The 22,594-nt window shown below is 63.3% G+C and carries 21 protein-coding genes; 3 read left to right on the top strand and 18 right to left on the bottom strand.

What is annotated here, in order from left to right; all coding sequences use genetic code 11:
• Nucleotides 1–80: 80 nt before the first annotated feature.
• The 16 genes from KJP30_RS22320 to bhcA all read right to left on the bottom strand — a co-directional run bounded on the left by KJP30_RS22320 (nt 81) and on the right by bhcA (nt 17,226).
• Nucleotides 81–248 carry a hypothetical protein gene (locus KJP30_RS22320; protein WP_218451628.1) on the bottom strand — a complete coding sequence of 56 codons (168 nt, stop codon included), beginning with the start codon at nt 246–248 and terminating at the stop codon, nt 81–83.
• A 123-nt stretch (nt 249–371) separates the two neighbouring features.
• Nucleotides 372–2,168: a feruloyl-CoA synthase gene (locus KJP30_RS22315; RefSeq protein ID WP_246594700.1), complete on the bottom strand. Its 1,797-nt coding sequence runs from the start codon at nt 2,166–2,168 to the stop codon at nt 372–374.
• A gap of 12 nt (nt 2,169–2,180) precedes the next feature.
• Nucleotides 2,181–2,942 carry an SDR family NAD(P)-dependent oxidoreductase gene (locus tag KJP30_RS22310; RefSeq protein ID WP_218451626.1) on the bottom strand — a complete coding sequence of 254 codons (762 nt, stop codon included), beginning with the start codon at nt 2,940–2,942 and terminating at the stop codon, nt 2,181–2,183.
• An 85-nt stretch (nt 2,943–3,027) separates the two neighbouring features.
• Nucleotides 3,028–4,344, bottom strand: a complete 1,317-nt coding sequence (locus KJP30_RS22305; RefSeq protein WP_218451617.1) for a TRAP transporter large permease — start codon at nt 4,342–4,344, stop codon at nt 3,028–3,030.
• Nucleotides 4,341–4,937, bottom strand: coding sequence for a TRAP transporter small permease (locus KJP30_RS22300; protein WP_218451615.1), 597 nt, complete (start codon nt 4,935–4,937; stop codon nt 4,341–4,343). Before KJP30_RS22300 ends, KJP30_RS22305 begins: the two co-directional genes overlap by 4 nt.
• Before the next feature lie 66 nt (nt 4,938–5,003).
• Entirely contained in the window at nt 5,004–6,059 is a 1,056-nt protein-coding gene (locus tag KJP30_RS22295) for a TRAP transporter substrate-binding protein (RefSeq protein WP_218451613.1), read from the bottom strand.
• Between the two features lie 46 nt (nt 6,060–6,105).
• Nucleotides 6,106–7,140, bottom strand: coding sequence for a TRAP transporter substrate-binding protein (locus tag KJP30_RS22290; protein ID WP_218451611.1), 1,035 nt, complete (start codon nt 7,138–7,140; stop codon nt 6,106–6,108).
• 322 nt (nt 7,141–7,462) lie between these two features.
• Nucleotides 7,463–8,455 carry an inositol 2-dehydrogenase gene (iolG, locus tag KJP30_RS22285; protein ID WP_218451610.1) on the bottom strand — a complete coding sequence of 331 codons (993 nt, stop codon included), beginning with the start codon at nt 8,453–8,455 and terminating at the stop codon, nt 7,463–7,465.
• 186 nt (nt 8,456–8,641) lie between these two features.
• Nucleotides 8,642–8,932, bottom strand: coding sequence for a putative quinol monooxygenase (locus KJP30_RS22280; RefSeq protein ID WP_218451609.1), 291 nt, complete (start codon nt 8,930–8,932; stop codon nt 8,642–8,644).
• A 69-nt stretch (nt 8,933–9,001) separates the two neighbouring features.
• The gene (locus tag KJP30_RS22275) at nt 9,002–9,970 is read right to left on the bottom strand and encodes a 2-hydroxyacid dehydrogenase (protein ID WP_218451608.1); all 969 of its coding nucleotides are present in this window, start codon (nt 9,968–9,970) and stop codon (nt 9,002–9,004) included.
• A gap of 4 nt (nt 9,971–9,974) precedes the next feature.
• Nucleotides 9,975–10,955 carry a 2-dehydropantoate 2-reductase gene (locus KJP30_RS22270; RefSeq protein ID WP_218451607.1) on the bottom strand — a complete coding sequence of 327 codons (981 nt, stop codon included), beginning with the start codon at nt 10,953–10,955 and terminating at the stop codon, nt 9,975–9,977.
• A gap of 110 nt (nt 10,956–11,065) precedes the next feature.
• Nucleotides 11,066–12,592, bottom strand: a complete 1,527-nt coding sequence (locus KJP30_RS22265) for an acyl--CoA ligase (RefSeq protein WP_218451606.1) — start codon at nt 12,590–12,592, stop codon at nt 11,066–11,068.
• A gap of 134 nt (nt 12,593–12,726) precedes the next feature.
• Nucleotides 12,727–13,719, bottom strand: coding sequence for an iminosuccinate reductase BhcD (gene bhcD / locus KJP30_RS22260; protein WP_218451604.1), 993 nt, complete (start codon nt 13,717–13,719; stop codon nt 12,727–12,729).
• Between the two features lie 93 nt (nt 13,720–13,812).
• Nucleotides 13,813–14,976: a 3-hydroxy-D-aspartate aldolase BhcC gene (gene bhcC / locus KJP30_RS22255; RefSeq protein ID WP_218451603.1), complete on the bottom strand. Its 1,164-nt coding sequence runs from the start codon at nt 14,974–14,976 to the stop codon at nt 13,813–13,815.
• A gap of 71 nt (nt 14,977–15,047) precedes the next feature.
• Complete coding sequence (bhcB, locus tag KJP30_RS22250; RefSeq protein ID WP_218451602.1) at nt 15,048–16,025, bottom strand: beta-hydroxyaspartate dehydratase BhcB; 978 nt, start codon at nt 16,023–16,025, stop codon at nt 15,048–15,050.
• 10 nt (nt 16,026–16,035) lie between these two features.
• Entirely contained in the window at nt 16,036–17,226 is a 1,191-nt protein-coding gene (bhcA, locus tag KJP30_RS22245) for an L-aspartate--glyoxylate aminotransferase BhcA (protein WP_218451596.1), read from the bottom strand.
• A 178-nt stretch (nt 17,227–17,404) separates the two neighbouring features.
• On the opposite strand from bhcA, the gene bhcR reads away from it, so the two are divergent.
• A complete protein-coding gene (bhcR, locus tag KJP30_RS22240; protein ID WP_218451595.1) occupies nt 17,405–18,223 on the top strand; it encodes an HTH-type transcriptional regulator BhcR in 819 nt (272 codons plus the stop codon).
• Nucleotides 18,224–18,333: 110 nt separating this feature from the next.
• Nucleotides 18,334–18,954 (top strand): Hint domain-containing protein, encoded by a 621-nt coding sequence (locus KJP30_RS22235; RefSeq protein WP_218451594.1) that lies wholly within the window; start codon nt 18,334–18,336, stop codon nt 18,952–18,954.
• A 6-nt stretch (nt 18,955–18,960) separates the two neighbouring features.
• Here the strand turns inward: KJP30_RS22235 and kynU are convergent, their stop codons facing one another.
• Both kynU and KJP30_RS22225 read right to left on the bottom strand, forming a co-directional pair.
• Nucleotides 18,961–20,151: a kynureninase gene (gene kynU / locus KJP30_RS22230; RefSeq protein ID WP_218451593.1), complete on the bottom strand. Its 1,191-nt coding sequence runs from the start codon at nt 20,149–20,151 to the stop codon at nt 18,961–18,963.
• The gene (locus KJP30_RS22225; RefSeq protein WP_218451592.1) at nt 20,148–21,008 is read right to left on the bottom strand and encodes a tryptophan 2,3-dioxygenase; all 861 of its coding nucleotides are present in this window, start codon (nt 21,006–21,008) and stop codon (nt 20,148–20,150) included. The genes kynU and KJP30_RS22225 overlap by 4 nt, the downstream gene beginning before the upstream one ends.
• A 250-nt stretch (nt 21,009–21,258) precedes the next feature.
• Between KJP30_RS22225 and KJP30_RS22220 the strand changes: the two genes are divergently transcribed.
• Entirely contained in the window at nt 21,259–22,578 is a 1,320-nt protein-coding gene (locus KJP30_RS22220; protein WP_218451591.1) for a serine/threonine-protein kinase, read from the top strand.
• Nucleotides 22,579–22,594 lie beyond the last annotated feature (16 nt).

Raw genomic sequence — 22,594 nt, 5'->3', positions numbered from 1 at the left:
GGCGCCCGAAAGCGGCGCGTGACAGGCACGCGACGCAACGTCATCACAGCATGTATACAAGAGGGGCGTGGCGGGCCGGATCAGTCCTCCCGGCCAAGCACCATATCGGGCACCACCAACGCCTCGATCAAGGCCTGGCACAGCCCGGTACAGCCCTTGCACCCGATACAAGTGCCACCGGTGGCATAGAATTTCTCACCAAAGGCCTGGCTTCGCGGGGCGTGGCCGATCAGTCGGTCGGATTGCATGGTATCTCTTTCTGTTCGCGGCAGAAGGTTCGACACCCGATGCTAACAGCAAATGCAGGCGATTCTTTGTCCCAGATCAAATCCACCTGCGGACGGCGGCGGAAACCGCCGCCCAATGCGGGGTCACAGACAGACCACCGCCGGGTCTTCGTCTGAATAAAGACGCTCCAGCAGCGCCGCGCGGCGCGCCAGCACCTTGCGGTAATTCAGGTTGCCCTTGGCGGTGATCTCGCCATCCCCCAGCGAGGGCGGTTCGGACAGGACCATCACCCGGCTAACCCTTGCCGCAGACCCGTGATCCGCCCGCAGCGCCAGTTTTTCGGCCAGTGCGGCGCGCAGGGCGTCGCTCATCAGGGCCCCGTCCTGTCCCCCCCCTTCCCCGGCCAGTGCGATGGCTTCGGCCGAGGGAAAGATCATCAGGCCGACCTGAGATTTATCGGCACCGCAGATGACCATATCCTGCGCCAGCGGCCCGTATTCCTGCAACAGTTCCAGTCGCAGCGTGGCCGCCCGCACCCATGTCCCGGTCAGCAGTTTGAAGTCTTCGGAAATACGACCGTCGAACCGCATGCCCTTGTTCAGATCGTCGGCATCGACGAATTTCACCGCGTCGCCGGTCTTGAAGAAACCTTCTTCGTCAAAGGCTTCGGCGGTCTTTTCCGCGTCGTCCAGATAGCCCGGCATGATGTTCGGTCCGCGCACACGGATTTCACAGCGCATGTCTTCGTCCGGGATCAGCTTGACCTCGACCCCGGTCAGCGGAACCCCGATGATCCCCGACATATGGGTCGGTTCATGCTGGATCAGGCAGGCCGGACCGGTTTCGGTCAACCCCCAGGACGAGTTCATCAAGGGAACCTCACCGCGCATTTCGCGCGCCATGTCCTCAAGATCGTTCCAGACGTCCTGCGGCAGCGACGCGCCCGCGTAAAAGAGCATGTCGAGGTCTTCGAAATAGCTCTTGCGCAGGTCCGGATCGGCCTTCATCGCGTTGCGCATCATGGAAAACCCGACCGGCACATTAAAGGCCAGCGTACCGCTTTTCATGCGGTTGTTTTCCACCGTCTCGGCGATCTTGGCCGGGATCGGCTTGCCTCCGTCGATATACAGTGCGCCGCCATTGGCCAGCATCATGTTGAAATTGTGCGAACCGCCAAAGACATGGTTCCAAGGCAACCAGTCTACGATGCGCGGCGGGCGGTCCCGCAGGAAGGGCAGCGCATCGGCAATCTGTGCCTGATTGGCGCACATCATCCGCTGCGTTGTGATGACCGCCTTGGGATGCGAGGTTGACCCCGAGGTCATCAGATACTTGGCCACAGTGTCCGGCCCAACCTCGCCCGCCGCCGCCGCAACGGCCAGCCCGTCGATCTCGCCCAGCAGAGATGCCAATTCGGTCTCGCCAGCTTGAGGGTTGCGCGAGACGACGATCTCCATGTCCTTGAACAGGTCATGCGCCAGAGCAGTGGCGAATTTCGCGCCATCATCGGCAAAGACCATGGTCGGTTTGACCAGTTGCGCACAGTGTTCCAACTGCGGCCACGCGCCCGGGATCAGCGCGTATTGTTCCGCCAGAGGCACAGTCGGAACACCGACATACTGTGCCGCAAGCGTCAAAAGCCCATGGTCGACGCCATTCCCCGAGATGATCAGGATCGGTGTCCCGGCATTCATGCCCCGGTCCAGCAGGCTGGAGGCGATGCGGCGCACCGCATCGCGCGCCTCGGCATAACGTACCTCGCGCCACCCTTCCCCGTCCCGCTCGGCCAGAAAGACCGCTTCGGGTGTTGCCTCGGCCCAGTGATCCAGCCAATCGCCCGTTTTGCGGGCCGGCTCGGTCATCTGGTAACCAGAGCGCAGGATGATGGTGCCGTCATCCCTGTCTTCACGGGTGACGGAATGCGCGCGGTACTCTGTCATGGCGGTGTCTCCTCAGCGCTGCGGCAGACGCACCGCACCGTCGAGGCGGATGGTGGTCCCGTTCAGATAGGGATTGGCGACGATCTGGCTAACCATCTGAGCGTATTCTGCGGGATCGCCCAAACGGTGCGGGAAGGGAATGTTGGCGACGATCCCGGCGGTCACGTCCTCGGGCAGACCTTCCATCATCGGCGTGTTGAACAGGCCTGGCGCAATGGCCATGACGCGCACGCCCTGCTTGGCCATTTCGCGCGCGGCGGGCAGGCACATGGCAGCGATGGCCCCCTTGGAGGCCGAATAGGCTGCCTGTCCGAACTGGCCGTCCTGATAGGCGATGGACGCTGTGTTGACGATCACGCCGCGCTCTCCGGTTTCCAGCGGCTCTTGCGCCATCATTTCGCGCGCGGCGTATGACATGACGAAATAGGTACCCATCAGGTTCACCCGGATGGTCTTTTCGAACAGGTCGGTGGACAGCTTGCCTTCGCGTCCGACGATCCGTGCCGCCAGACCGATGCCCGCACAGCTGACCGCAACCCGCGGCGCGCCCAGCTTTTCGGTGATCTCTGCCATGGCCGCCGCGACCGAGGCCTCGTCGCCCACGTCGGTCTGCACGGCATGGCCGCCGATTTCGGCGGCGACGGCGGCGCCACGCTTTGCGTCGAAGTCGAGGATGCCGACCCGCGCGCCCTCACTTGCCAGCCGCCGCGCCGTTGCCGCGCCCAATCCGCTGGCACCGCCCGAAACGACCGCGACACGATCCTTGATGTCCATAACTTTCTCCTCCCGCCAAACGGGTTGCAAAGGGTAAGGGTAAATCGGGGTGCCGGGGCGCGGGCCCCGGCGAGGGGCGCTGCCCCTACCCCGGGATGAGGAACAAGGTGATCGCCGGGAAAGCCACGAGGATCACCACGCGCACGAGGTCGGACGCCACATAGTACAGCACCGCCTTATAGGTCTGGACCATCGGCGTTTCCGGGTCCATCGCGTTGATGACAAAGAGGTTCATCCCCACAGGTGGCGTAATCAACCCGACCTCGACCACGATCAGCACGAGGATGCCGAACCAGATCGCCACATGTTCCTGGCTCATGCCGAAATCCAGCGCCGAGATCACCGGGTAGAAAATCGGGATCGTCAGCAGGATCATCGACAGGCTGTCCATGAAACAGCCCAGCAGCAGGTAGATGATGAGGATGATCGACAGCACCGCGATGGGGGACATGCCCAGTTCGACAACCCAGTTCGACAATTCCTGAGGCACCCGCGTCCGGGCAAGGAACAGGTTGTAGAAGGCCGCCCCGAAGACGATGAAAAAGATCATCGCCGACGCCCGTGCCGTATCGGTAAAGCTGTCCAACAGGGTGCGGAAGGTCAGACCGCCGCTGACCAGCGCGATGATCCCCGTACCCAAGGCCCCCACGGCCGCGCCCTCTGTCGGGGTGAAGAACCCGCCATAGATGCCGCCGACCACGGCGATAAAAACCAGCAGCACAGGCCAGACATCAAGGATCGCGCGGAACCTTTCGGACAATGGCACGGGGTCGCGCACACCTGCGGATTCAGGATTGACGCGGACATAGATCGACACGGCGATCATGTAGCCAATGGCTGCAAGGATGCCCGGCACAAAGGCGGCAAGGAACAGTTTGGCGATGTTCTGTTCGGTCAGGATGGCATAGATCACCAGCACGACCGAGGGCGGGATCAGGATCCCCAGCGTACCGCCCGCGGCCAGCGTGGCGGTCGAAAAACCGCCTTCGTACCCATAGCGTTTGAGTTCCGGCAGCGCGACGCGGCTCATGGTGGCGGCAGTGGCCAGCGAGGACCCGCAGATCGCTCCGAACCCCGCGCAGGCACCGATGGCGGCCATCGCGACACCGCCCTTGCGATGGCCCAGCCAGCTTTCGGCAGCTTTGAACAGCGCCTGGCTCATGCCGCCCAGCGTCGCGAAATAGCCCATCAAAAGGAACATCGGCACAATCGACAGCGAGTAGCTGGAGAAGGTCGAATAGGCCAGGTCCTTGAGCTGTGCCAGCGGCAACCGTGTGCTGCCCATGACGAAGTAATAGCCGACAAAGCCTGTGACGAACATGGCCAGCCCGATCGGCACGCGCAGGAAAATCAGCAGAAGCAGGGCCGGAAAGGAGTAGATCCCGATCTCGAGGTTGCTCAATGATCCGCTCCCACGGCATTCGGCACGATCACGCGCCCGGTCAAAAGTTCAAAGGCCCGCACCAGGGCGACATAGACAGAGGCAACCGCCGCAAGGACGGCACCGAACAAGCTGGCCGCGTAGGCCCACCAGATCGGAAATTCGAGTAGCAGCGAGGTCTGGCCCGACTTCAGCTTGCGCAGCATGCCTTCGTTCAACTGGATGGCGATGGTCACGAGCGCGACCGCGAAAAGAACCGCGATCAGCACGTCCAGCACCTTGTTGACGGGGCGCGGCAGCGCATTGGTAAAGACATCCACCGAGGCATGGCCCATTGTGACCTGGCAATACGGCAGGAAGGCAAAGATGCAAAAGGCCATGCCCGCCTCGACCAGTTCATAGGACCCCCGGATCGCTCCGACGCCGGCAACATTGATCAGCCAGTCGGCCAGCCCGGGCATGATCGCCGTGGTCAGGTCCCAGTGAAGCGCCGTGTTGACGCTGCGGCCAATGATCGAAATGCAGGTGATCAGGATCAGCGCGGTCAGGACGACCCCGCCCAAAAGCGCCATGAAGCGTGCAAGTCCCAATACGATGCGGTGCAGACCGGCCATCGCAGACGTCCCCCCTTGCTTTGGTGAGGGGCCGCGGGATCGCCCGCGGCCCCGAGGTTCAAAGGCTTACTTGCCCCAGTTGTCCATATCCGGGGTGTATTCGGCCATCAGCGCCTTGGCTTGGTCGATCAGCGCCTGACCGTCGATGCCACGGCCCTGCATGTCGGCGACCCATGTGTCATAGATCGGGTTCACCAGCGCATCCCATTCCTTGGCTTCATCTTCGGTCACGGTGATGATGTTGTTGCCAAGGTCGACGGCGATCTGGCGCGCCGGGCCATCGGCATCCGCCTGCGTGCCACCTGCAAAGATCGAGAAGGCAAGACCGGAATTGTCGTCGATCACCTTTTGCAGATCCTCAGGCATCGACTCGTACATGTCCTTGTTCATCGCAAGGACGAAGGTCAGATTGTACAGTGCGGGCCCCTGGAATTCCGTATGGTTCTTGACCAGTTCCGGAACCTTGAGCGCGGCAGTGACTTCCCACGGAATGGTGGTTCCATCCAGAACACCCTTGGACAGCGCCTCGGAGACGGCCGGAACCGGCATGCCGATCGGCTCGGCACCGACGCGGGTCAGCAGGTCGTTCACCAGGCGTGATCCGCCACGGATTTTCAGACCTTCGAGGTCGCCCGGCACGCGGACCGGTTTGTTGGTGTGGAACATGCCCGGCCCGTGCACCCATGTGCCCAGGATCTTGAGATCGGCGAATTCGCCGTCTTCCATATGCTCTTCGAACATCTTCCAATAGGCGTAAGAGGCCGCGCGGGCATCAGACACCATGAAGGGCAGTTCAAAAACCTCGGTCGAGGGATAGCGGCCCGGCGTATAGCCGACCACGGTCCAGACGATGTCGGCGATACCGTCAATGGCCTGATCCATCAGTTCCGGCGGCGTGCCACCCAATTGCATCGAGGGGTAACGCTCGATTTCGATGCGGCCGTTGGAATCCGCCTCGACCTTGTCGGCCCAGACGTCCAGCACCTGTTTCGGCACGTTCGCCTGCGGCGGCAGGAACTGGTGCAGCGTCAGGGTGACGTCCGCGGCCATGGCCGAGGTGGTCGTCATCAACGCGGCCAAAGCGGCCCCTGCGATGCCAAGAACGGTTCTGCGTGTGGTCATGTCTTTCCTCCCTGAATGACCCCCGCGCCTCTTGTGAGGTCGCGATTTACTTCCCGTATGCGTCCATGAGGCCTTTGGCCTCGTCGATCAGCGCCTGACCGTCGATGCCCTTTTCCGCCACATCGGCGATCCAGGCATCATAGACCGGGCGCGCCAATTCCTCCCATTTGGCGGCATCCTCGGCACTGATCGTGATGATATTGTTGCCATTGTCCACGGCGATCTGGCGGGCCGGACCGTCGGCCTCGGCCATGGTGCCACCGGCAAAGATCGAGAACGCCAGCCCGGAATTGCCGTCGATGACCTTTTGCAGGTCTTCCGGCAGGCTTTCGTACCGGTCCTTGTTCATCGCCAGCACAAAGGTCAGGTTATAGATCGCCGGTCCGTCGAATTCGGTATGGTTGTTCACCAGCTCGGACACCTTCAGCGCCGAGGTGACTTCCCACGGGATGGTTGTCCCGTCGATCACCCCTTTGCTAAGCGACTCGGGGATGGCGGTGACCGGCAAGCCAATCGGTTCAGCCCCCAGCAGTTCCAGCAACTGGTTGACCATGCGCGACCCGCCGCGGATCTTCATACCGGCAAGGTCGCCGGGTGTGGCCACGGGACGAGAGGTGTGCAACATCCCCGGCCCGTGCACCCATGTGCCAAGGATCTTGACCTCGGCGAAATCCGCGTCGGCCATGTGGGTCTCGAACATCTGCCAATAGGCTGACGAGGCGGCCTCGGCATCATAGGTCATGAACGGCAGTTCAAAGACCTCGGTGTGCGGGAACCGTCCGGGTGTGAACCCGTTGACCGCCCAGACGATATCGGCAACGCCGTCTATGGCCTGATCGATCAGTTCGGGCGGAGTGCCGCCCAGTTGCATCGCGGGATAGCGTTCAATCTTGATGCGGCCATCGCTGTCGGCTTCGACCTTGTCGGCCCAGACATCAAGGATCAGCCGGGGCACATTCGCCTGCGCGGGCAGGAACTGGTGCAGGACCAGCGTTTCCTCCTGTGCGGCCACGGGCGCGGCCATGCCGGCGGCAAGGAAAGTTCCAAAAATGGCCCCAATGGCCCCTCTGCGCGTCCTCATCCTGACCTCCCCTTCAGAATGCGCCCGAGTGATTTCGGACGTTATGCACAATCTTGCACGGGGTGCATTATATCGCAATGCATTTCCCGCCCGTGCGGTCGGTTTACGACGACAAGCCGCCTGTGTCCACAGCGCAAGCGTCGCAGGAACAAGGGAACAGCTTCGGTTCCAATTGTCCAGACTATTCCACTAGGAAACAAATTTTGGAGAGGTGAGAGCGCTCACAACCGCGCGAAACCGGGAAACTGGAGAGGAAATCTGACCGGTTCGCGAAATTGCGGCGCGTTGGGCGCGCCCGGGGTCTCCGGGCGCGCCCCAAGAATCAGGCCAGCGAAACTGCCTTGCCAGTCTGCGCCGATTCCAGCGCGGCATCGGCCAGTTCCAGCGCCTTGAGCCCGTCCAGACCTGTGGTCGGCAGCGCGCCGCCCTCGTTCACCGCCTTCACGAAAGCGGCGATCTCATTGGCATATGCCGCGGCATAGCGGTCCATGAAGAAGTTCAGCAGCGGCGGACGCTTGTAGCTTGTCAGGCTGGCCACCTCGACGGTGCTTTCATGACGGTTGGCCGCGGCGGCCATACCTTCGGACCCGTGCACCTCGATCCGCTGGTCATAGCCATAGGTCGCGCGACGCGAGTTTGTGATGACGCATTGCTTGCCGCTGGCGGTCTTGAGGATCACGTTGACGCTGTCGAAATCGCCAAGTTCGCCGATTTCGGGGTCCACAAGGACCGAGCCCTGCGCCACAACGGTCACCGGTTCCTCTCCAAGCAGCCAACGCGCCATGTCGAAATCATGGATGGTCATGTCCCGAAAGATCCCGCCCGAGACCTTGATGTAAGAGGCCGGCGGCGGGCCGGGGTCGCGCGAGGTGATGACCACCATTTCCACTTTGCCGATCGAGCCATCGTCGATGGCGGCCTTGACCGACATGAAATCCGGGTCAAAGCGGCGGTTGAAGCCGACCATCAGCTTGGCGCCGGTCTCTTCCACCGTGGCCAGTGCCTGCTTGACCCGCTCTGCTGACAGGTCGACCGGTTTTTCGCAGAAGATTGCCTTGCCCGCCTTGGCGAATTTCTCGATCAGGTCGGCATGGGTGTCCGTGGGTGTGCAGATGGCAACCGCCTGCACATCGTCGCTGTTGGCGATTTCGTCGATGCTGCGAAGGTCACAGCCATAGCGCGCGGCCATATCCTCGGCAGCCTGCTGGAACGGTTCGGCCAACGCGACGAAACGCGCACCCGGCGTCGCCGAAATCGCGCGGGCATGGGCCTGACCGATGCGGCCCGCGCCCAGAATTGCAAATCCAAGTGTCATGTCTCTCTCCCTGTCAGGGCCGCCACGGCGCCTTCCAGAGCGGCCATGCGGACGGCCCGATATGCAGCCCTGTGCAGCGTTCGATCAAGCGCGCGGCCCTGCCGATGCGTGATTTTCTATCATCGGTGAAGCGAGGCCAGTCAGAACCTGTCAGCAGCCCTTCAAAACATGTCACACATGACGGGATCAGCGATGAACCTGGGCAAAAGTCTCAATCTCGCGGCTTTCGACCAGTGGGGCGCTGGCTTCGCGGAAGCTGATGAAATGTGTAGTCGTCTGATGCGACTCAAAGGCCGCCCGATCCTCGTACAGTTCAAAAAGAAAGACCTCGCCCGGGCGATCGGGATCGGTGCAAACATCGAACAGACGGCACCCCGGTTCATCGCGGACCGCGGCGCGGGCGTTCTGCTGCACAAGGTCCAAAAAGGCCGCTTCGGCCCCGGGCTTGATCTGGATTCGGACGGTCACGGCAAACATGGGCACTCCTTTTCTGGTGCCACTCTAGGCAAGCCGCCGGGACAGGTCCACGCCCCCGCCTGCGGCGTTTCAGGCCACCCGGTCGCGCGGTTCGCGCCCGGCGAAGAAATCCTCGAGATTGGCAACCACCCGGAATCCCATGGCTTCTCGGGTTTCCCGTGTGGCGCTGCCCAGATGCGGCAACATCACAAGGTTGGGCGCCGCCATCAACTCGGGTGAAATGACGGGTTCCGCTTCGAAAACATCCAGCCCCGCGCCGCCGATCCCTCCTTCGGTCAGGGCGCGAGCCAGTGCGGCATCATGCACCACCTCGCCGCGCGCCGTGTTGATGAGGAACGCCCCCGGTCGCATGCAGGCCAAGCGGCCCGCGTCGATCAGGTGCCGGTTGGCCGCCCCACCCGGACAATGCAAGGAAACAAAGTCACTGGCGCCCAGCAGGCTCTCCAGATCGGCAACTTGTTCAGCGGCGAATTGCGCCAGAACCTCCGGTGCCACTGCAGACCGGTTCTGTACCAGCACCTTCATGCCAAACCCGAAATGCGCCCGCCGTGCCATTTCCTGCCCGATCCGGCCAAATCCAACGATGCCCAGAACCTTGCCCGAAACCTTGGTCCCCACCAGATGTGTCGGCCGCCATCCGGTCCATTGACCCGCGCGGATCTCGCGCTCTCCCTCGCCGGCCCGCCGCGCCGCCATCAACAGCAATGTCATGGCAATATCGGCGGTGCATTCGCTCAAGACGTCCGGCGTATTTGTCACCATGATCCCTTGCCGCGCGGCCGCCTCGGTATCGATATGACTGAACCCCACACCGTAATTGGCCACGAGCCGGGCGCGCGGTGCCGCCTCGAAAACCTCCGCCCCCAGGTGGTCCGTGACGGTCGGCAAAACCGCGTCATGTTCCGCCAGCGCGGCGCGAAAGGCATCGGCGGACAGCGGCCGGTCCGCCTCGTTCAATGTCACGTCAAAACGCTCCGCCAATCGCGCCTCGACCGCTTCGGGCCAGCGCCGGGAAATCAGCACCTTGGGTTTGCTCATCGTCCTATCCTTCATACAATCCGGCCACCCGCGCCCGCAGACTGACCAGCGCCAGCACGGTGTCGATTACGGGCGTTTCGACACCGGTGATCCGCCCCAGTTCCTGAACCGACCGGACCAGCGCGTCGATCTCCATCGGTCGCCCCGCGTCCAGATCCTGCAACATCGAGGTCCGATGCGCCCCCACCGCCGCGCCGCCGTCGATCCGCCGCTCCACGTCGATGGGAAACTTCACCCCCAGCCGCTCGGCAATCTCCTGCGCCTCGACCATCATGCCCCGCGCCAAGTGCCGCGTGCCGGGATCGGTGCACAGAACGTCCAGCGTGGCATGCGTCAGCGCCGAGATCGGATTGAACGACAGGTTGCCCCACAGCTTGACCCAGATCTCGTCCCGCAGCTTGGGCCGCACCGGAGCCTTCAGCCCCGCCGCGCCCAGCACCTTCGACAGCGCCACCGCCCGGTCCGATTTTTCCCCCGAGGGTTCGCCCAACGAAAACCGGTTGCCCTCGACATGCCGGATCACCCCCGGTTCCACCACCTCTGCCGCGGGGTAAACCACGCAGCCCAGCACATTGTCCGGCCCAAACCCGTCCCACTGCACATTGCCCGGATCGACCGAAGTCAGCCGCCTGCCCTCCAGCGCCCCGCCGATGCGGTGGAAATACCACCACGGCACACCGTTTACACCGCTGACGATGGTTGTCCGCTCTCCGATCAATGGCGCTATCCGCGCCACCACGCCCGGCACCGAATGCGCCTTCAAGGTGACGATGACATAATCCTGCTCACCAAGCTCCGCCGGATCCTCCGAGGCGCTCACCCGCACGCGGGTTTCGCCGCCCGCCTCGATCAATCGCAATCCATTGGTCTGCATCGCCGCCAGATGCGGCCCCCGCGCAACAAGGCTCACATCCGCCCCAGCCTGCGCTAGTTTCCCCCCCAGATAGCCGCCAATCGCCCCGGCGCCGAAAATGCAGATCTTCATGTCCCCTCCCGCGCCGGATCAGCGCGCCCCCAACTGTTTCTTCTTGGCAAAAATACCTCCCGCCGGAGGCTCCGACAGCCGTCACCGGCGCCCCCGCCGGATCCGGGGCCTCAGGCCCCGGCCACCAGTCCCAGTTTCCCGGCCATACCGATCCGCTGCATCTTGCCGGTCGCCCCCTTGGGGATCTCGTTCAGGATCAGCACCCGGCGCGGCACTTTGAAATCGGCCATACGTTCGGCGGCAAAGGCACGGATGCCCGCCTCATCCGCCTCTTGCCCCTCGCGCAGGACAACGGCGGCGGCCACTTCCTCGCCCAGTTTCGGATGTGGCAGGGCAAAGGCCACACATTGCGCCACCGCCGGATGATCCATCAGCACGCCATCCACCTCCAGCGGCGAGATCTTTTCGCCGCCGCGGTTGATGATCTCTTTCAGGCGCCCTGTCAGGGTCAGAAACCCCTCCGCGTCAAGACCGCCCTGATCCCCGGTACGGAACCATCGTTTGCCGCCCGCCTCGAAGAAGCTCTTGTCGTTGGCCTCTGGGTTGGCCTCATACCCCGGCGTGACGTTCGGGCCGGAAATGACCACCTCGCCCAACCCATCGACCAGGCGGTTTTCGACCTCATCCGCGATTGCCACCTCTGGCCCGGCGGCCACGCCTACCGCGCCGGGCTTTTGCCGGGTCAGGGGATTGCTGCACATCTGATGGGCGGCTTCGGTCATGCCATAGGCCTCGATCACCGGCGCGCCGAATGTCTCGCCCAGTTGCGCCATAACCTGCGCCGGCAGCGAGGCCGAGGACGAGCGCAGGAACCGCAGCGGCACTTCGGCGATCACATCGGCGTTGCGGTCAGCGCGCGCAAGGATCGCCTGATGCATGGTCGGAACCGCCGTGTACCACGTGGGCCGCGCCTCGCGCATCTGGGCGAAAAAGCTCAGCGCGTTGAAACCGGGCGCGCAAAAGATCGACCCGCCCGCCGCCAGAGAGGCCGAAACCGCCGCCACAAGCCCGTGTATATGAAACAGCGGCATGACATTCAGGCATCGGTCCTCGGGTTTCAGATGCAGGGAGTCGGCGATATGCCCGGCAGAGGCCGCCAGATTGGATTGCAGCAGCGGCACGATCTTGGGGCGCGACGTGGTGCCCGAGGTATGCAGGATCAGCGCGATATCGTCACCGCCGGGCGTTCCTTCCTCGGCGGCTGGTCCGGGCGTGCCCTCACAGGCCAGCGTGAACAGACCCGCTGTTTCGTCGTCCTCGCTCAGCCGCAGCACCGTCAGGCCGAACCGTTCGGCCGCCGCCCGTGCGGGCCCCTCATCCCCGGCACCAAGAAGGATCGCCTTGGCCTGAAGATCCTCAAGATAGAAGGCGAATTCCTCCTCGCGGTAAGAAGGGTTCAACGGCGCGGTCACTGCCGCCCCGGCCACGGTGACAAAGGCCGTCGCCATGCTGGCCCCGTTGGGCAGCACGATGGCCACCCGGTCGCGCGGACCGACACCCGCCTCGCGCAACCGGTTTCGGACCGAGGCCGACAGGGCCCGCAGCCCGCCGTAGGTCAGCCAGTGCATCCCCGGTGCGCCGATCGCCGGCGCTCCCTCGGGATGCGCCGCCATCAATTGCGCCAGTGTCCTCCCCATGGCCCCCTCCCCATCCGCTGTTTGTTGCCCTGCCCCCGCAACTAGGCTGTCAGCCTTGCGGCAAGGGCTTGGCAGGGATCATTCCCCAAGACGGGCGGCTTGAACAGGGGGACGCGGGATTTGGCCGAGATGGCTCACAGGACGACGCGTTGTGCCGACCCCTCCGCCTCGGCCAGCCGCGCGGCCACCGAAGCGACCGCAAGATCCTGCAACCCGACACCGGTGCCGTCGAACAGCGTGATTTCTTCGGCGCTGGTCCGCCCCGGGTGATCGCCGTTGATAACGGCCCCGATGGGGGTGATCGCCCGCTCGGGCAAGGTGCCCGCCGCCACCGCATGCTGCGCCTCGCCGATGCTGACGGATTGCGCCACCTCGTCGGTGAACACCGTGGCAGAAGCCACCAGTGCGGCGTCGACCTCTTGCTTGCCCTTGGTATCCGTGCCCATGCAGGCGATATGAGTGCCCGGCTTGATCCAGTCCTTCATCAGCAGCGGCTCGAAGGCCGAGGTGATGGTGATGATCACATCCGCCTCTGCGCCCAATGCCTCGCGGTCGACCGCTTCGAATGGCAGGCCCAGCTCTTCGGCCACCGCGGCCAGTTTCGGCAGCATCTCGGGGTGCGGGTTCCAGGCGACGACCTTTTCGAAATCGCGCTGTTCCACGGCCGCCCGCAACTGAAACGCGGATTGGTGCCCCGCACCCACCATGCCCAGCACCTTGGCGTCCTTTCGCGCCAGATGCGCGATCGACACCGCAGAAGAGGCCGCCGTGCGCACTGCCGTCAGATAGTTCCCCCCCACAAGCGCCGAAAGCTGCCCGGTGTCAGGATCGAACAGAAACACCGTCGACTGGTGGTTGGTCAGACCCTTGGCCATATTGCCGGGCCAATATCCACCGGATTTGACACCCAGCACCATGCCTGCCTTGTCGAAACCGGATTTGAACCCATACAGCGCATCCGCGTGGCCCAGCGCCTCGCGCACCACCGGAAAGTTGCGGGCGTCGCCACGGGCCATGGCGGCAAAAACGTCCTGAACCGCCTCAAAGGCCTCGGCCCGCCCCACCAGCCGTTCGCATTCTGCCTCGCCCACGATGGTGAGCCCCTTGGATTCGGGCATGTCCTTCATCTTTCTCGTCCTTTGTCGGAAAACGGATCGGGACGTGCCGGGCAACAAAGCCCGGCCTGCCCCGGGATCGACGGATCAGCGCAGGCTGCGCGGTCAGTAGGCCTTGCCACGCGCCGACACCGGCCACAGCGTTTCGACCTTGCCGTTGCGGACGCCCACGTACCAGTCATGCACATTGGCGGTGGGATCACAGTGTCCCGGAACCAGCTTCAGCTTGTCACCGACGCTCAGCACTCCCAGCGGATCAGCGATCACGCCGTGTTCGTCCGAACATTTGACATATTCAACGTCATCGCGGCCAAAGATCACCGGCAGGCCACTGTCGACCGATTGCGCCTTGAGCCCGGCGTCACAGATCGCCTTGTCCGCCTTGGCGTGGCTCATGACCTGGGTCAGGATGAAAAAGGCATTCTCCCATTCGCCCTGGTCGATCCGGTTGCCATCCTTGTCAAGGATGCGACCATAATCCGCGTCCATGAAGGCGTAAGATCCACATTGCAACTCGTTGTAAACGCCCGAGGTCGACTCGAAGTAATACGATCCTGTGCCGCCGCCCGAGACCAGCTCGCAGTCGATGCCTTCGGCCTTCAGACCCTCGACCGCATCCCTGACCATGGCGATGGCCACGTCGAGCTTTTGCTTGCGGGCTTCGTAGCTGTCGAGATGCTGCATGGCGCCCTGATAGGCCTGAATGCCGGTAAACTTCAGCCCCGGCGCGGTTTCGATGGCCTTGGCGATGGCAACAACATCCCCGGTCGTGGTCACACCACAGCGCCCGGCACCACAATCTATTTCGACGAAACATTCGATCTGTGTGTCATGCTTCTGAGCCGCCGCCGAAAGCTCGGCAACATTGTCGACATCATCGACACAGACGATGGTCCGCGCGCCCAGCTTGGGCAGTTGTGCCAGCCGGTCGATCTTGCGTGGGTCGCGCACCTGGTTTGAGACCAGCACGTCCTTGATGCCCCCCCGGGCAAAGACCTCTGCCTCGGACACCTTCTGACAGCAGACACCCACTGCCCCGCCCAGTTCCTCTTGCAGCTTGGCCACATCGACGGATTTGTGCATCTTGCCGTGCACGCGGTGGCGCATGCCATGCGCCTTGGCATAATCGCCCATTTTCTTGATGTTACGCTCCAGCGCGTCAAGATCGAGGATCAGGCACGGCGTCTGGATGTCGGCCTCGTCCATCCCCGGCAGGGCGGGAACGTCAAAACCGACTTCGAGATCGTCAAGATTGGTCACGTCTTTCATTGGGCTACTCCCTCATGTCTTGGCAATGGCGCGCGCCGGGCGCGCCCTGATGTCCTGCGCAGGCGGTGCCTTTACGGCGCGCCGATCCATGGCAACCGGTCAAGATCCACATTCCCGCCTGTGATGATCACGCCCACGCGCTGGCCCCGAAAGATCTCGGGGTTCTTCAGAATGACCGCCAGCGGCACCGCGCTGGACGGCTCCATGACCACGCGCAGGTATTTCCATGTCAGCTTCATCGCGTCGACGATCTCTTGCTCGCTGGCGGTGGGCACGTCGGTCACAAAGTTGCGGACAAAGTGCCATGTGTTTTCCTTCAGCGGCACCTTGAGACCGTCTGCCACCGTTTCCGGCGCGTCGTCGGCGATGATATGCCCGGCCTTGAAGCTGCGCGCCGCGTCGTCTGCCTGTTCCGGCTCGGCGGCATAGATTTTCACCTCGGGGGCAAGGTTCGACAGCGTCAGGCACGTGCCCGAAATCATGCCGCCTCCGCCAATCGGGGCCACAACCGCATCCACGCCACCGGTCTGTTCCAGCATTTCGGCGGAACAGGTCGCCTGACCGCAGATTACCCGGGGATCGTTGTAGGGATGCACGAATTCGCCGCCGGTTTCAGCCTGCACCGCGGCAAAGACCGCCTCGCGGCTGCTGGTCGAAGGTTCGCATTCGGTGATCGTTCCGCCATAGCGCCGCACGGCGTCCTTCTTGGCCTGCGGAGCCGTGCGCGGCATGACCACGTTGCAGGGAATGCCCCTGCGCCCTGCCGCATAGGACAACGACAGCGCGTGGTTGCCCGAACTGTGGGTGCAGACGCCGCGCCGCGCCGCCTCTTCCGACAGTCCAAAGACCGCGTTGCAGGCTCCGCGCACCTTGAAGGCGCCGGCCTCCTGAAAGTTCTCGCATTTGAAAAACAGCTGCGCGCCTGTCAGATCGTCAAGGTACTGCGACCGCAGAACCGGCGTGCGGTTGATATGCGGCCGGATACGCTCCTGCGCGGCGCGCATGTCCTCAAGGGTCAGCGCCTCGGCCAAGGTCAGTGCATCAAGCATCTTGCTCTCCTCAGGCTGCGGATTTCAACGTAGTCGCCCGGCTGGTCCGGTAGTATTCCTGCGCCGCGGCAACGCCACTGCCCAGCGTGATCGGATAGTTTAGATCCGCCATGGCCATTTCGACCGTGGCCAGGCCCGACAAGACCATGACATCCGTCAGGCTGCCAAGGTGGCCGATGCGAAAGGCCTTGCCGTCCAGTTGCCCAAGACCCACGCCAAAGGACACCTTGTAGGCGCGATAGGCGTGATCCGTCAGCGCATTGCTGTCAAAACCTTCAGGGACATAGACCGCGCTGACCGTGTCGGAATACAGCTCGGGCGACTTGGCAACCAACGACAGCCCCCAAGCAGCGACCGCGCGGCGCACACCTTCGGCCAGCCGGAAATGGCGCGCATAGACATTGTCCAGGCCTTCCTCGAACAACATGTTCAGGCTTTCGCGCATCCCGTGGATCAGTTGCAGCGGCGGTGTATAGGGAAAACCGCCAGTGGCATTCGCCTTCATCATGTCGCGGAAATCAAAGAAGGTGCGCGGCAGTTTCGCGCGCTCCATCGCGTCCAGAGCCTTGGGGGAAACGCAGAGGATCGCCATGCCAGTCGGCAGCATGAACCCCTTTTGCGAGCCGCTGACCGCGATGTCGACACCCCATCCGTCAAAGTCAAAAGGCATTGAGGCCAGCGAACTGACGCAATCCACGAACAGCAGCGCCGGGTGATCGGCCCCGTCCAGTGCGCGGCGGACGGCGGCAATGTCGGACCGGACACCGGTTGCGGTTTCATTGTGCGTGGTCAGGACGGCCTTGATCGCATGGCCCGTGTCCGCGGTCAGGATCTCGGCAAAACGCGCGACCGGCACGCCTTCGCCCCACGGGGTTTCGACGATCTCAACCTCCAGCCCGTGCCGCTGGCACAAGTCGATCCACTTGTGGCTAAAGACGCCGTAGCGCGCCACAAGGACCTTGTCGCCGGGGCTGAGCGTGTTGCAGACCGCCGCCTCCCATCCGCCCGTGCCGCTGGCCGGGAAGGTGACGATCTTGCCATCGGTCGAACCAAAGACCTTTTTCGTATCCGCCATCACCGGAGCAAAAACATCCACGAAATCGGGGGCGCGGTGGTCCTGCGTCTGCACTTGCAGGGCGCGACGCAGGCGGTCGGGCATATTGGTCGGCCCGGGAATGAAAACCGGATTCTGGTCAGTCATGGCAAACTCTCCTTCTTGGCGACCAATATCCGCCAGTCCATGCCGCAACGCAATTTTCTTGAAAAACCTTTTCATTTTGGCAAAACTGGGCACAAGAACCTGAAACTGATAATATTTCAGTTTCTCATTTCACAATCTCGCAGCCGCAGCGAAAAACTTTTTCGAAAGGATATTTCCGATGACCACCGCCAAGCGCCCCCGTGGCCGCCCCAAATCTGCCTTCAAGGAAAGCTCTGCCGGAACGCTTCAGGCGCTGGACCGGGCGCTTGGCGTGCTGGTGGCGCTGGCTCGGGAAGAAGGCACAACGCTCAGCGATCTGTCGCGCGAGATCGACATTCCCACCGCCACAACGCACCGCATCCTGACGACGCTGGAAAACCACCGCTTCGTCAGTTTCGACGAGGAACGGCAGGAATGGGCCGTGGGGATCGAGGCATGGCGCACAGGCACCGCTTTTCTGAAACGCAACAGCGTCGTCGAGGTGGGCCGCCCGGTGATGCGGCGCCTGATGCTGGAAACCGGCGAGACCGCCAACCTTGCCGTCCCGGACGGAACAGAGGTGGTTTTCGTGGGCCAGGTGGAAACCCCGAATCCGATCCGCGCCTTCTTTCCGCCGGGAACGCGGACCTCTATGCATGTTTCCGGCATCGGCAAGGCGATCCTTGCGGCCATGCGCCCACAGTCCCAGCAAAGGCTGGTCGAGGACATGGATCTGACGCCCTTCACCGCCAGCACCCATGTCACCCTTTCCGGTCTGACCGCCGATCTGCACGCCATTGCCGCGCGCGGTTGGTCCCATGACCGTGAAGAACGCCATGCGGGCATGTCCTGCATCGCCGCCGCGATCCTGAACGATCAGGGCGAACCCTGTGCCGGCATCTCGGTGTCCGGTCCCACCGCCCGCTTTGACGGCGAACGCATTGCCGACCTTGGCCGCCGAGTGGCCGACGCCGCGCAAGAGATCACGGACCTGTCGGGCGGCGTGCAGCGGGTCTGAACCAAAGCGTTTCGCCTAAAATGCCGCGAGTTTCCTGCCTGCCCGTTTGCCTTTTCTCCACCCAAGGGACCGAACCTGCGCGATGCGGGCAAGCACCGGGTGGGCAAGACATGGAACGCAGCGCCTTTCGAGCAGGCGACAGGATCTTTGATCAGGATGTGGTTGACACCACAACCATATCCGATGTGCAGCAGCCTGCCCCGGTGTCGGGGTTGTTGGGGCGGACTCGGGTCAAGACTCTGCGGGGCGAAGTCCCGGTACAGGACCTGCGTCCCGGCGACCGTGTGCTGACCCGTGACAACGGCTATCAGGTGCTGCGCTGGACCGGGCTGATCCGGCCCGGTTCGGCAATGGCCCCCATAGGGCCGGTGCGAATTCGCAAGGGGGCACTGGGGCGTAATGCACCGGATCGCGCCTTGCGGGTGGCACCGGGCCAGCGCCTGTTGCTGGGCGGCGCACAGGTGCGCGCCCTGACCGGCCATCCCGAAGTTCTGGCCTGTGCGCAACACCTTTGCGCCCTGCCCGGCATCGCGCGTCCCACGGGGCAAGCTGCCAGTTTCGTCCAATTGCTGTTCGACCGGCACGAGGTGCTGATGACGGATGGCGCATGGTCCGAAAGCCTGCGCCCCCGGTCCGGCAACGGGCCCGGCCTGATGCCACAAGCCCGCCCGATGATCGCCCGGCGACTGCTGAAGACGCTATTGGGCAATGCCGGGCACAGCCGGCATTGATCCGGCTCAGGTCACGCGCGATTTCACCTGGTATTTGGCGTCGCGCCAGATCTCATCCCGCAGGACCTCTTCCATCACGTCCACGGCGGCGACCACATCCGCTTCGTCGATGTACAGCGGGGTAAAGCCGAAACGCATGATGTCGGGCGCGCGGAAATCGCCGATCACGCCCCGGTCGATCAACGCCTGCATCGCCGCATAGCCATGCTCGAACGCAAAGGACACCTGCGATCCACGCCCCGCCCCATCGCGCGGAGAGGCAAGCGTCAGCATCGGGCACCGCGCCTCGACCTCGGTGATGAACTTTTCGCACAGGGCAACCGAGGCCGTGCGCAGGGCCGCCATGTCGACGCCTTCCCAAGCATCCAGCGCCGCGTCCAACGCCGCCAGTTGCAGGATCGGCGGGGTGCCCACGCGCAGCCGTTCGGTGGACATGGCCGGGCGATAATCCGGCTCCATCGCGAAAGGTGCGGCATGGCCCAGCCAGCCGGCCAGCGCAGGCTGGATCTGTCCGACCAGATCGGGCCGTGCATAGATAAAGGCTGGCGCGCCCGGTCCGCCATTAAGGTATTTATAGCTGCACCCGACCGCGAATTCCGCGTTGCAGCCTGCCATGTCGACGGGCACCGCCCCAGCGCTGTGGGCCAGATCCCAGATCATCACCGCCCCTGCCGCATGGGCCTTTTCGGTGATCGCCTTCATGTCGTGCATCCGCCCCGAGCGGTAATCCACCTGTGTCAGCATGACCACGGCGACCTCATCGGTGATCGCCCCGGCCACGTCCTCGGGCGCGGGGGTGCGCAGCTCGTACCCTTTGTCGATGGTCCCGATCAGCCCCTGCGCCATGTACAGATCGCTGGGGAAATTGCCCGCGTCCGACAGGATCACGCGCCGGTCCGGGTTCATCTTCAGCGCCGCCGCCAAGGCCTGGTACACCTTGATCGACAGGGTATCGCCCGTGGCCACCGATCCCGCCGGCGCACCGATCAGCCCGGCAATCCGGTCGCCCACTTTGGCGGGCAGCGCCATCCATTCGGCGGTGTTCCACGCTCGGATCAGATCCTGCCCCCATTCGAGGGTCATGACCTGTTGCACCCGTTCCGCCGCCCCCCGGGGCAGCGGCCCCAGCGAGTTGCCATCCAGATAGATCACGCCTTCCGGCAGGTCGAACAGGTGCTTGCGCGGCAGATCGGTCATAGGTCTCCCCTCAGGTGCCAAAGTTCCGGGAACAGCTCGACGCTCAGCATCCGCCGCAGATAGGCCACGCCAGAGGTGCCCCCCGTCCCGCGTTTGAAGCCGATGACCCGTTCCACCGTGGTGACATGGTTGAACCGCCAACGGCGAAAGTAATCTTCCAGATCGACCAGCTTTTCGCCCAGTTCATACAGCGTCCAGTACCGGTCGATATCCTCGTACACCACCTTCCAGCGCGCCTGAATCTCGGCCTGCGCGGCATGGGGGCTGTCCAGTTGCGGCGCGGGCATCGCATCGGTCGACCCGTCGACCTTACGAAACAGCAGCGCCACGACCTCGTCGTAGAAACTGGGCCGGGCCAGTTCCGCCTCCAGCGCGCCGCGCAGTTCTGGCAGATGCTCATGCGGCTTCATCATGTGGGTGTTCCGGTTGCCGAGGATGTATTCGATCATCCGGTATTGATGCGACTGGAACCCCGACGACGGGCCCAGCGCCTCGCGGAACCGCGTGTAATCGGCGGGCGTCATCGTGCGCAGCACGTCCCACTGGTTGTTCAACTGTTCAAAGATCCGGCTGACCCGGGCCAGCATCTTGAACATGGTCGCCGTGTCCCCCGACAACAGTGCATCGCGCGCAGCACCCAGTTCGTGAATGGCCAGTTTCATCCACAGCTCCGAGGTCTGGTGCTGGATGATGAACAGCAACTCGTCATGCGCATCGCTTTGACAATGCTGCTGTGCCAGCAGGGTCTCGATACGCAGGTAGTCGCCATAGGACATGGCATCGGCAAAGCCCATCTTGGCCCCGTCCTTGGACGGGTCGAAGGGGGCGGCGGGATCTTGATCGGTGGGTGTGCTCATTTCGGCGCCAGTCTTTGCCAGAAAACACCGTCTTGGCAAGCAGATCGGCAGGGGTGCGAAATTTAGTCGAATTTCACCCAATCAAATACCTGTAAATATTAAACTTTCTTCGATCCAAGCGGCGCGTTTTCGCCCCAATTCAAACACCGGTCGGCCTGCATTGGCTGGTGATTTCGATCCCATTGACGACCCAAAGGCACAACTGCATCCCCGCCCGCAGCCTGTCCGGTTCGAACAGGAGTATCGAGGTATGACCTATCAGTCGCAGATCCCGGTAGCAGACCCGGCAGAGCCGCTTGGTGACGGGCTTCCGCCCGGAACCACGCTGTGCAACGGGCAGTACACGGTCGACAAATACCTCAATTCCGGCGGGTTCGGCATCACTTACCTGGCCCGTGACAGCCTTGGTCGCCGGGTGGTGATCAAGGAATGTTTCCCCAATGCGATCTGCTGCCGCAACGGCGAAACCGTCCGTCTGCGCTCGCAGAATTTCGACATGGATTTTACCCGCGCGGTCGAACTCTTTCAGAAAGAAGCCCGCGCGCTGGCCCAGTTGCAGCACCCCAATATCGTCGGTGTGCACCAGATCTTTCAGGCCAATGGCACAGCCTACATGGCGCTGGATTTCGTCGAAGGCACCGATCTGTTCGACCTGCTGGACCAGCACCCCGATGCCCTGACGCCCGAGGCGGTGCATGAACTGGCGGTGATCCTGTTGCAGGCCCTGTCCTACGTGCATCGCAACGGCATCCTGCACCGCGACATTTCACCAGACAACATCCTGCTGGACACGATGGGCACACCCGTCCTGATTGATTTCGGCGCCGCCCGGCAAAGCGCGACACAGGCCAGCCGCATCCTGTCGCGGGTTCATACGGTCAAGGACGGGTATTCGCCGCAGGAATTCTATATCGCCGGCAGCCCGCAATCGCGGTCCAGCGATCTTTATGCCCTCGCGGCCACCTTCGTGCACCTGATCACCGGCGCACCGCCCCCGAACAGCAGCCTGCGCCTTGCTGCGGTGGCCGAACAGAAACCCGATCCCTTCCAGCCGCTGTCGGGCCGCTTTCCGACACATGACGCGCGGCTGTTGGCCACCATAGACCGCAGCCTGCACCTCTTTGCCAAGGATCGCATCCAAAGCGCGGACGACTGGCTGGATGCGCTGTCCGGTCGCCGCCCGACACTGATCGCTGCGCTGGCCGAACCGGAGGTCGCGGTGCTGCCCGCTGCCCCGGTCGATCATGAAACCGAAAGCGCCATCGCCGAAATGGTGGCACAGAACCACGCTGTCATTGCCCGGGACAGCGCGCGGCAACAGGACACTCCCAAGCAAACGCAAGCCCCCGATCCGGAAGAGGCCAAGCGCGCGGCGGAACGCGAATACTGGGCCATTCTGAACGAGGACCCGGCCGACTGGGTCCGGGAAACCGTCGTGGAAAGCGCCGAGGACACCTTGCAGGAACCGACGCCGCAACCGCCAGCCCGGCGCCGCAAGCGGTTTTCCCTGTCGGCGCTTTTGCCATGGGGCGGTCGCGCCCAGCGCGCTGGCATTGAAACAAACGCATGACGAAAGGGGAAAGGAC

This window comes from Antarctobacter sediminis (assembly GCF_019218285.1).
Taxonomy (GTDB): domain Bacteria; phylum Pseudomonadota; class Alphaproteobacteria; order Rhodobacterales; family Rhodobacteraceae; genus Antarctobacter; species Antarctobacter sediminis.
This window is presented reverse-complemented; position numbering and strand designations above follow the sequence as displayed.

Excerpts from the sequence above, each read along its gene's own strand:
- KJP30_RS22310 (WP_218451626.1), bottom strand. The coding sequence starts at position 2,942 with ATGGACATCAAGGATCGTGTCGCGGTCGTTTCGGGCGGTGCCAGCGGA.
- bhcC (WP_218451603.1), bottom strand. The coding sequence starts at position 14,976 with ATGAAAGACGTGACCAATCTTGACGATCTCGAAGTCGGTTTTGACGTT.
- KJP30_RS22270 (WP_218451607.1), bottom strand. The coding sequence starts at position 10,955 with ATGAAGATCTGCATTTTCGGCGCCGGGGCGATTGGCGGCTATCTGGGG.
- KJP30_RS22235 (WP_218451594.1), top strand. The coding sequence starts at position 18,334 with ATGGAACGCAGCGCCTTTCGAGCAGGCGACAGGATCTTTGATCAGGAT.
- KJP30_RS22300 (WP_218451615.1), bottom strand. The coding sequence starts at position 4,937 with ATGGCCGGTCTGCACCGCATCGTATTGGGACTTGCACGCTTCATGGCG.
- iolG (WP_218451610.1), bottom strand. The coding sequence starts at position 8,455 with ATGACACTTGGATTTGCAATTCTGGGCGCGGGCCGCATCGGTCAGGCC.
- KJP30_RS22290 (WP_218451611.1), bottom strand. The coding sequence starts at position 7,140 with ATGAGGACGCGCAGAGGGGCCATTGGGGCCATTTTTGGAACTTTCCTT.
- KJP30_RS22320 (WP_218451628.1), bottom strand. The coding sequence starts at position 248 with ATGCAATCCGACCGACTGATCGGCCACGCCCCGCGAAGCCAGGCCTTT.
- bhcD (WP_218451604.1), bottom strand. The coding sequence starts at position 13,719 with ATGAAGGACATGCCCGAATCCAAGGGGCTCACCATCGTGGGCGAGGCA.
- KJP30_RS22275 (WP_218451608.1), bottom strand. The coding sequence starts at position 9,970 with ATGAGCAAACCCAAGGTGCTGATTTCCCGGCGCTGGCCCGAAGCGGTC.
- KJP30_RS22280 (WP_218451609.1), bottom strand. The coding sequence starts at position 8,932 with ATGTTTGCCGTGACCGTCCGAATCCAGATCAAGCCCGGGGCCGAAGCG.
- KJP30_RS22265 (WP_218451606.1), bottom strand. The coding sequence starts at position 12,592 with ATGGGGAGGACACTGGCGCAATTGATGGCGGCGCATCCCGAGGGAGCG.
- bhcR (WP_218451595.1), top strand. The coding sequence starts at position 17,405 with ATGACCACCGCCAAGCGCCCCCGTGGCCGCCCCAAATCTGCCTTCAAG.
- bhcA (WP_218451596.1), bottom strand. The coding sequence starts at position 17,226 with ATGACTGACCAGAATCCGGTTTTCATTCCCGGGCCGACCAATATGCCC.
- KJP30_RS22295 (WP_218451613.1), bottom strand. The coding sequence starts at position 6,059 with ATGACCACACGCAGAACCGTTCTTGGCATCGCAGGGGCCGCTTTGGCC.
- KJP30_RS22225 (WP_218451592.1), bottom strand. The coding sequence starts at position 21,008 with ATGAGCACACCCACCGATCAAGATCCCGCCGCCCCCTTCGACCCGTCC.
- kynU (WP_218451593.1), bottom strand. The coding sequence starts at position 20,151 with ATGACCGATCTGCCGCGCAAGCACCTGTTCGACCTGCCGGAAGGCGTG.
- KJP30_RS22315 (WP_246594700.1), bottom strand. The coding sequence starts at position 2,168 with ATGACAGAGTACCGCGCGCATTCCGTCACCCGTGAAGACAGGGATGAC.
- KJP30_RS22220 (WP_218451591.1), top strand. The coding sequence starts at position 21,259 with ATGACCTATCAGTCGCAGATCCCGGTAGCAGACCCGGCAGAGCCGCTT.
- bhcB (WP_218451602.1), bottom strand. The coding sequence starts at position 16,025 with ATGCTTGATGCACTGACCTTGGCCGAGGCGCTGACCCTTGAGGACATG.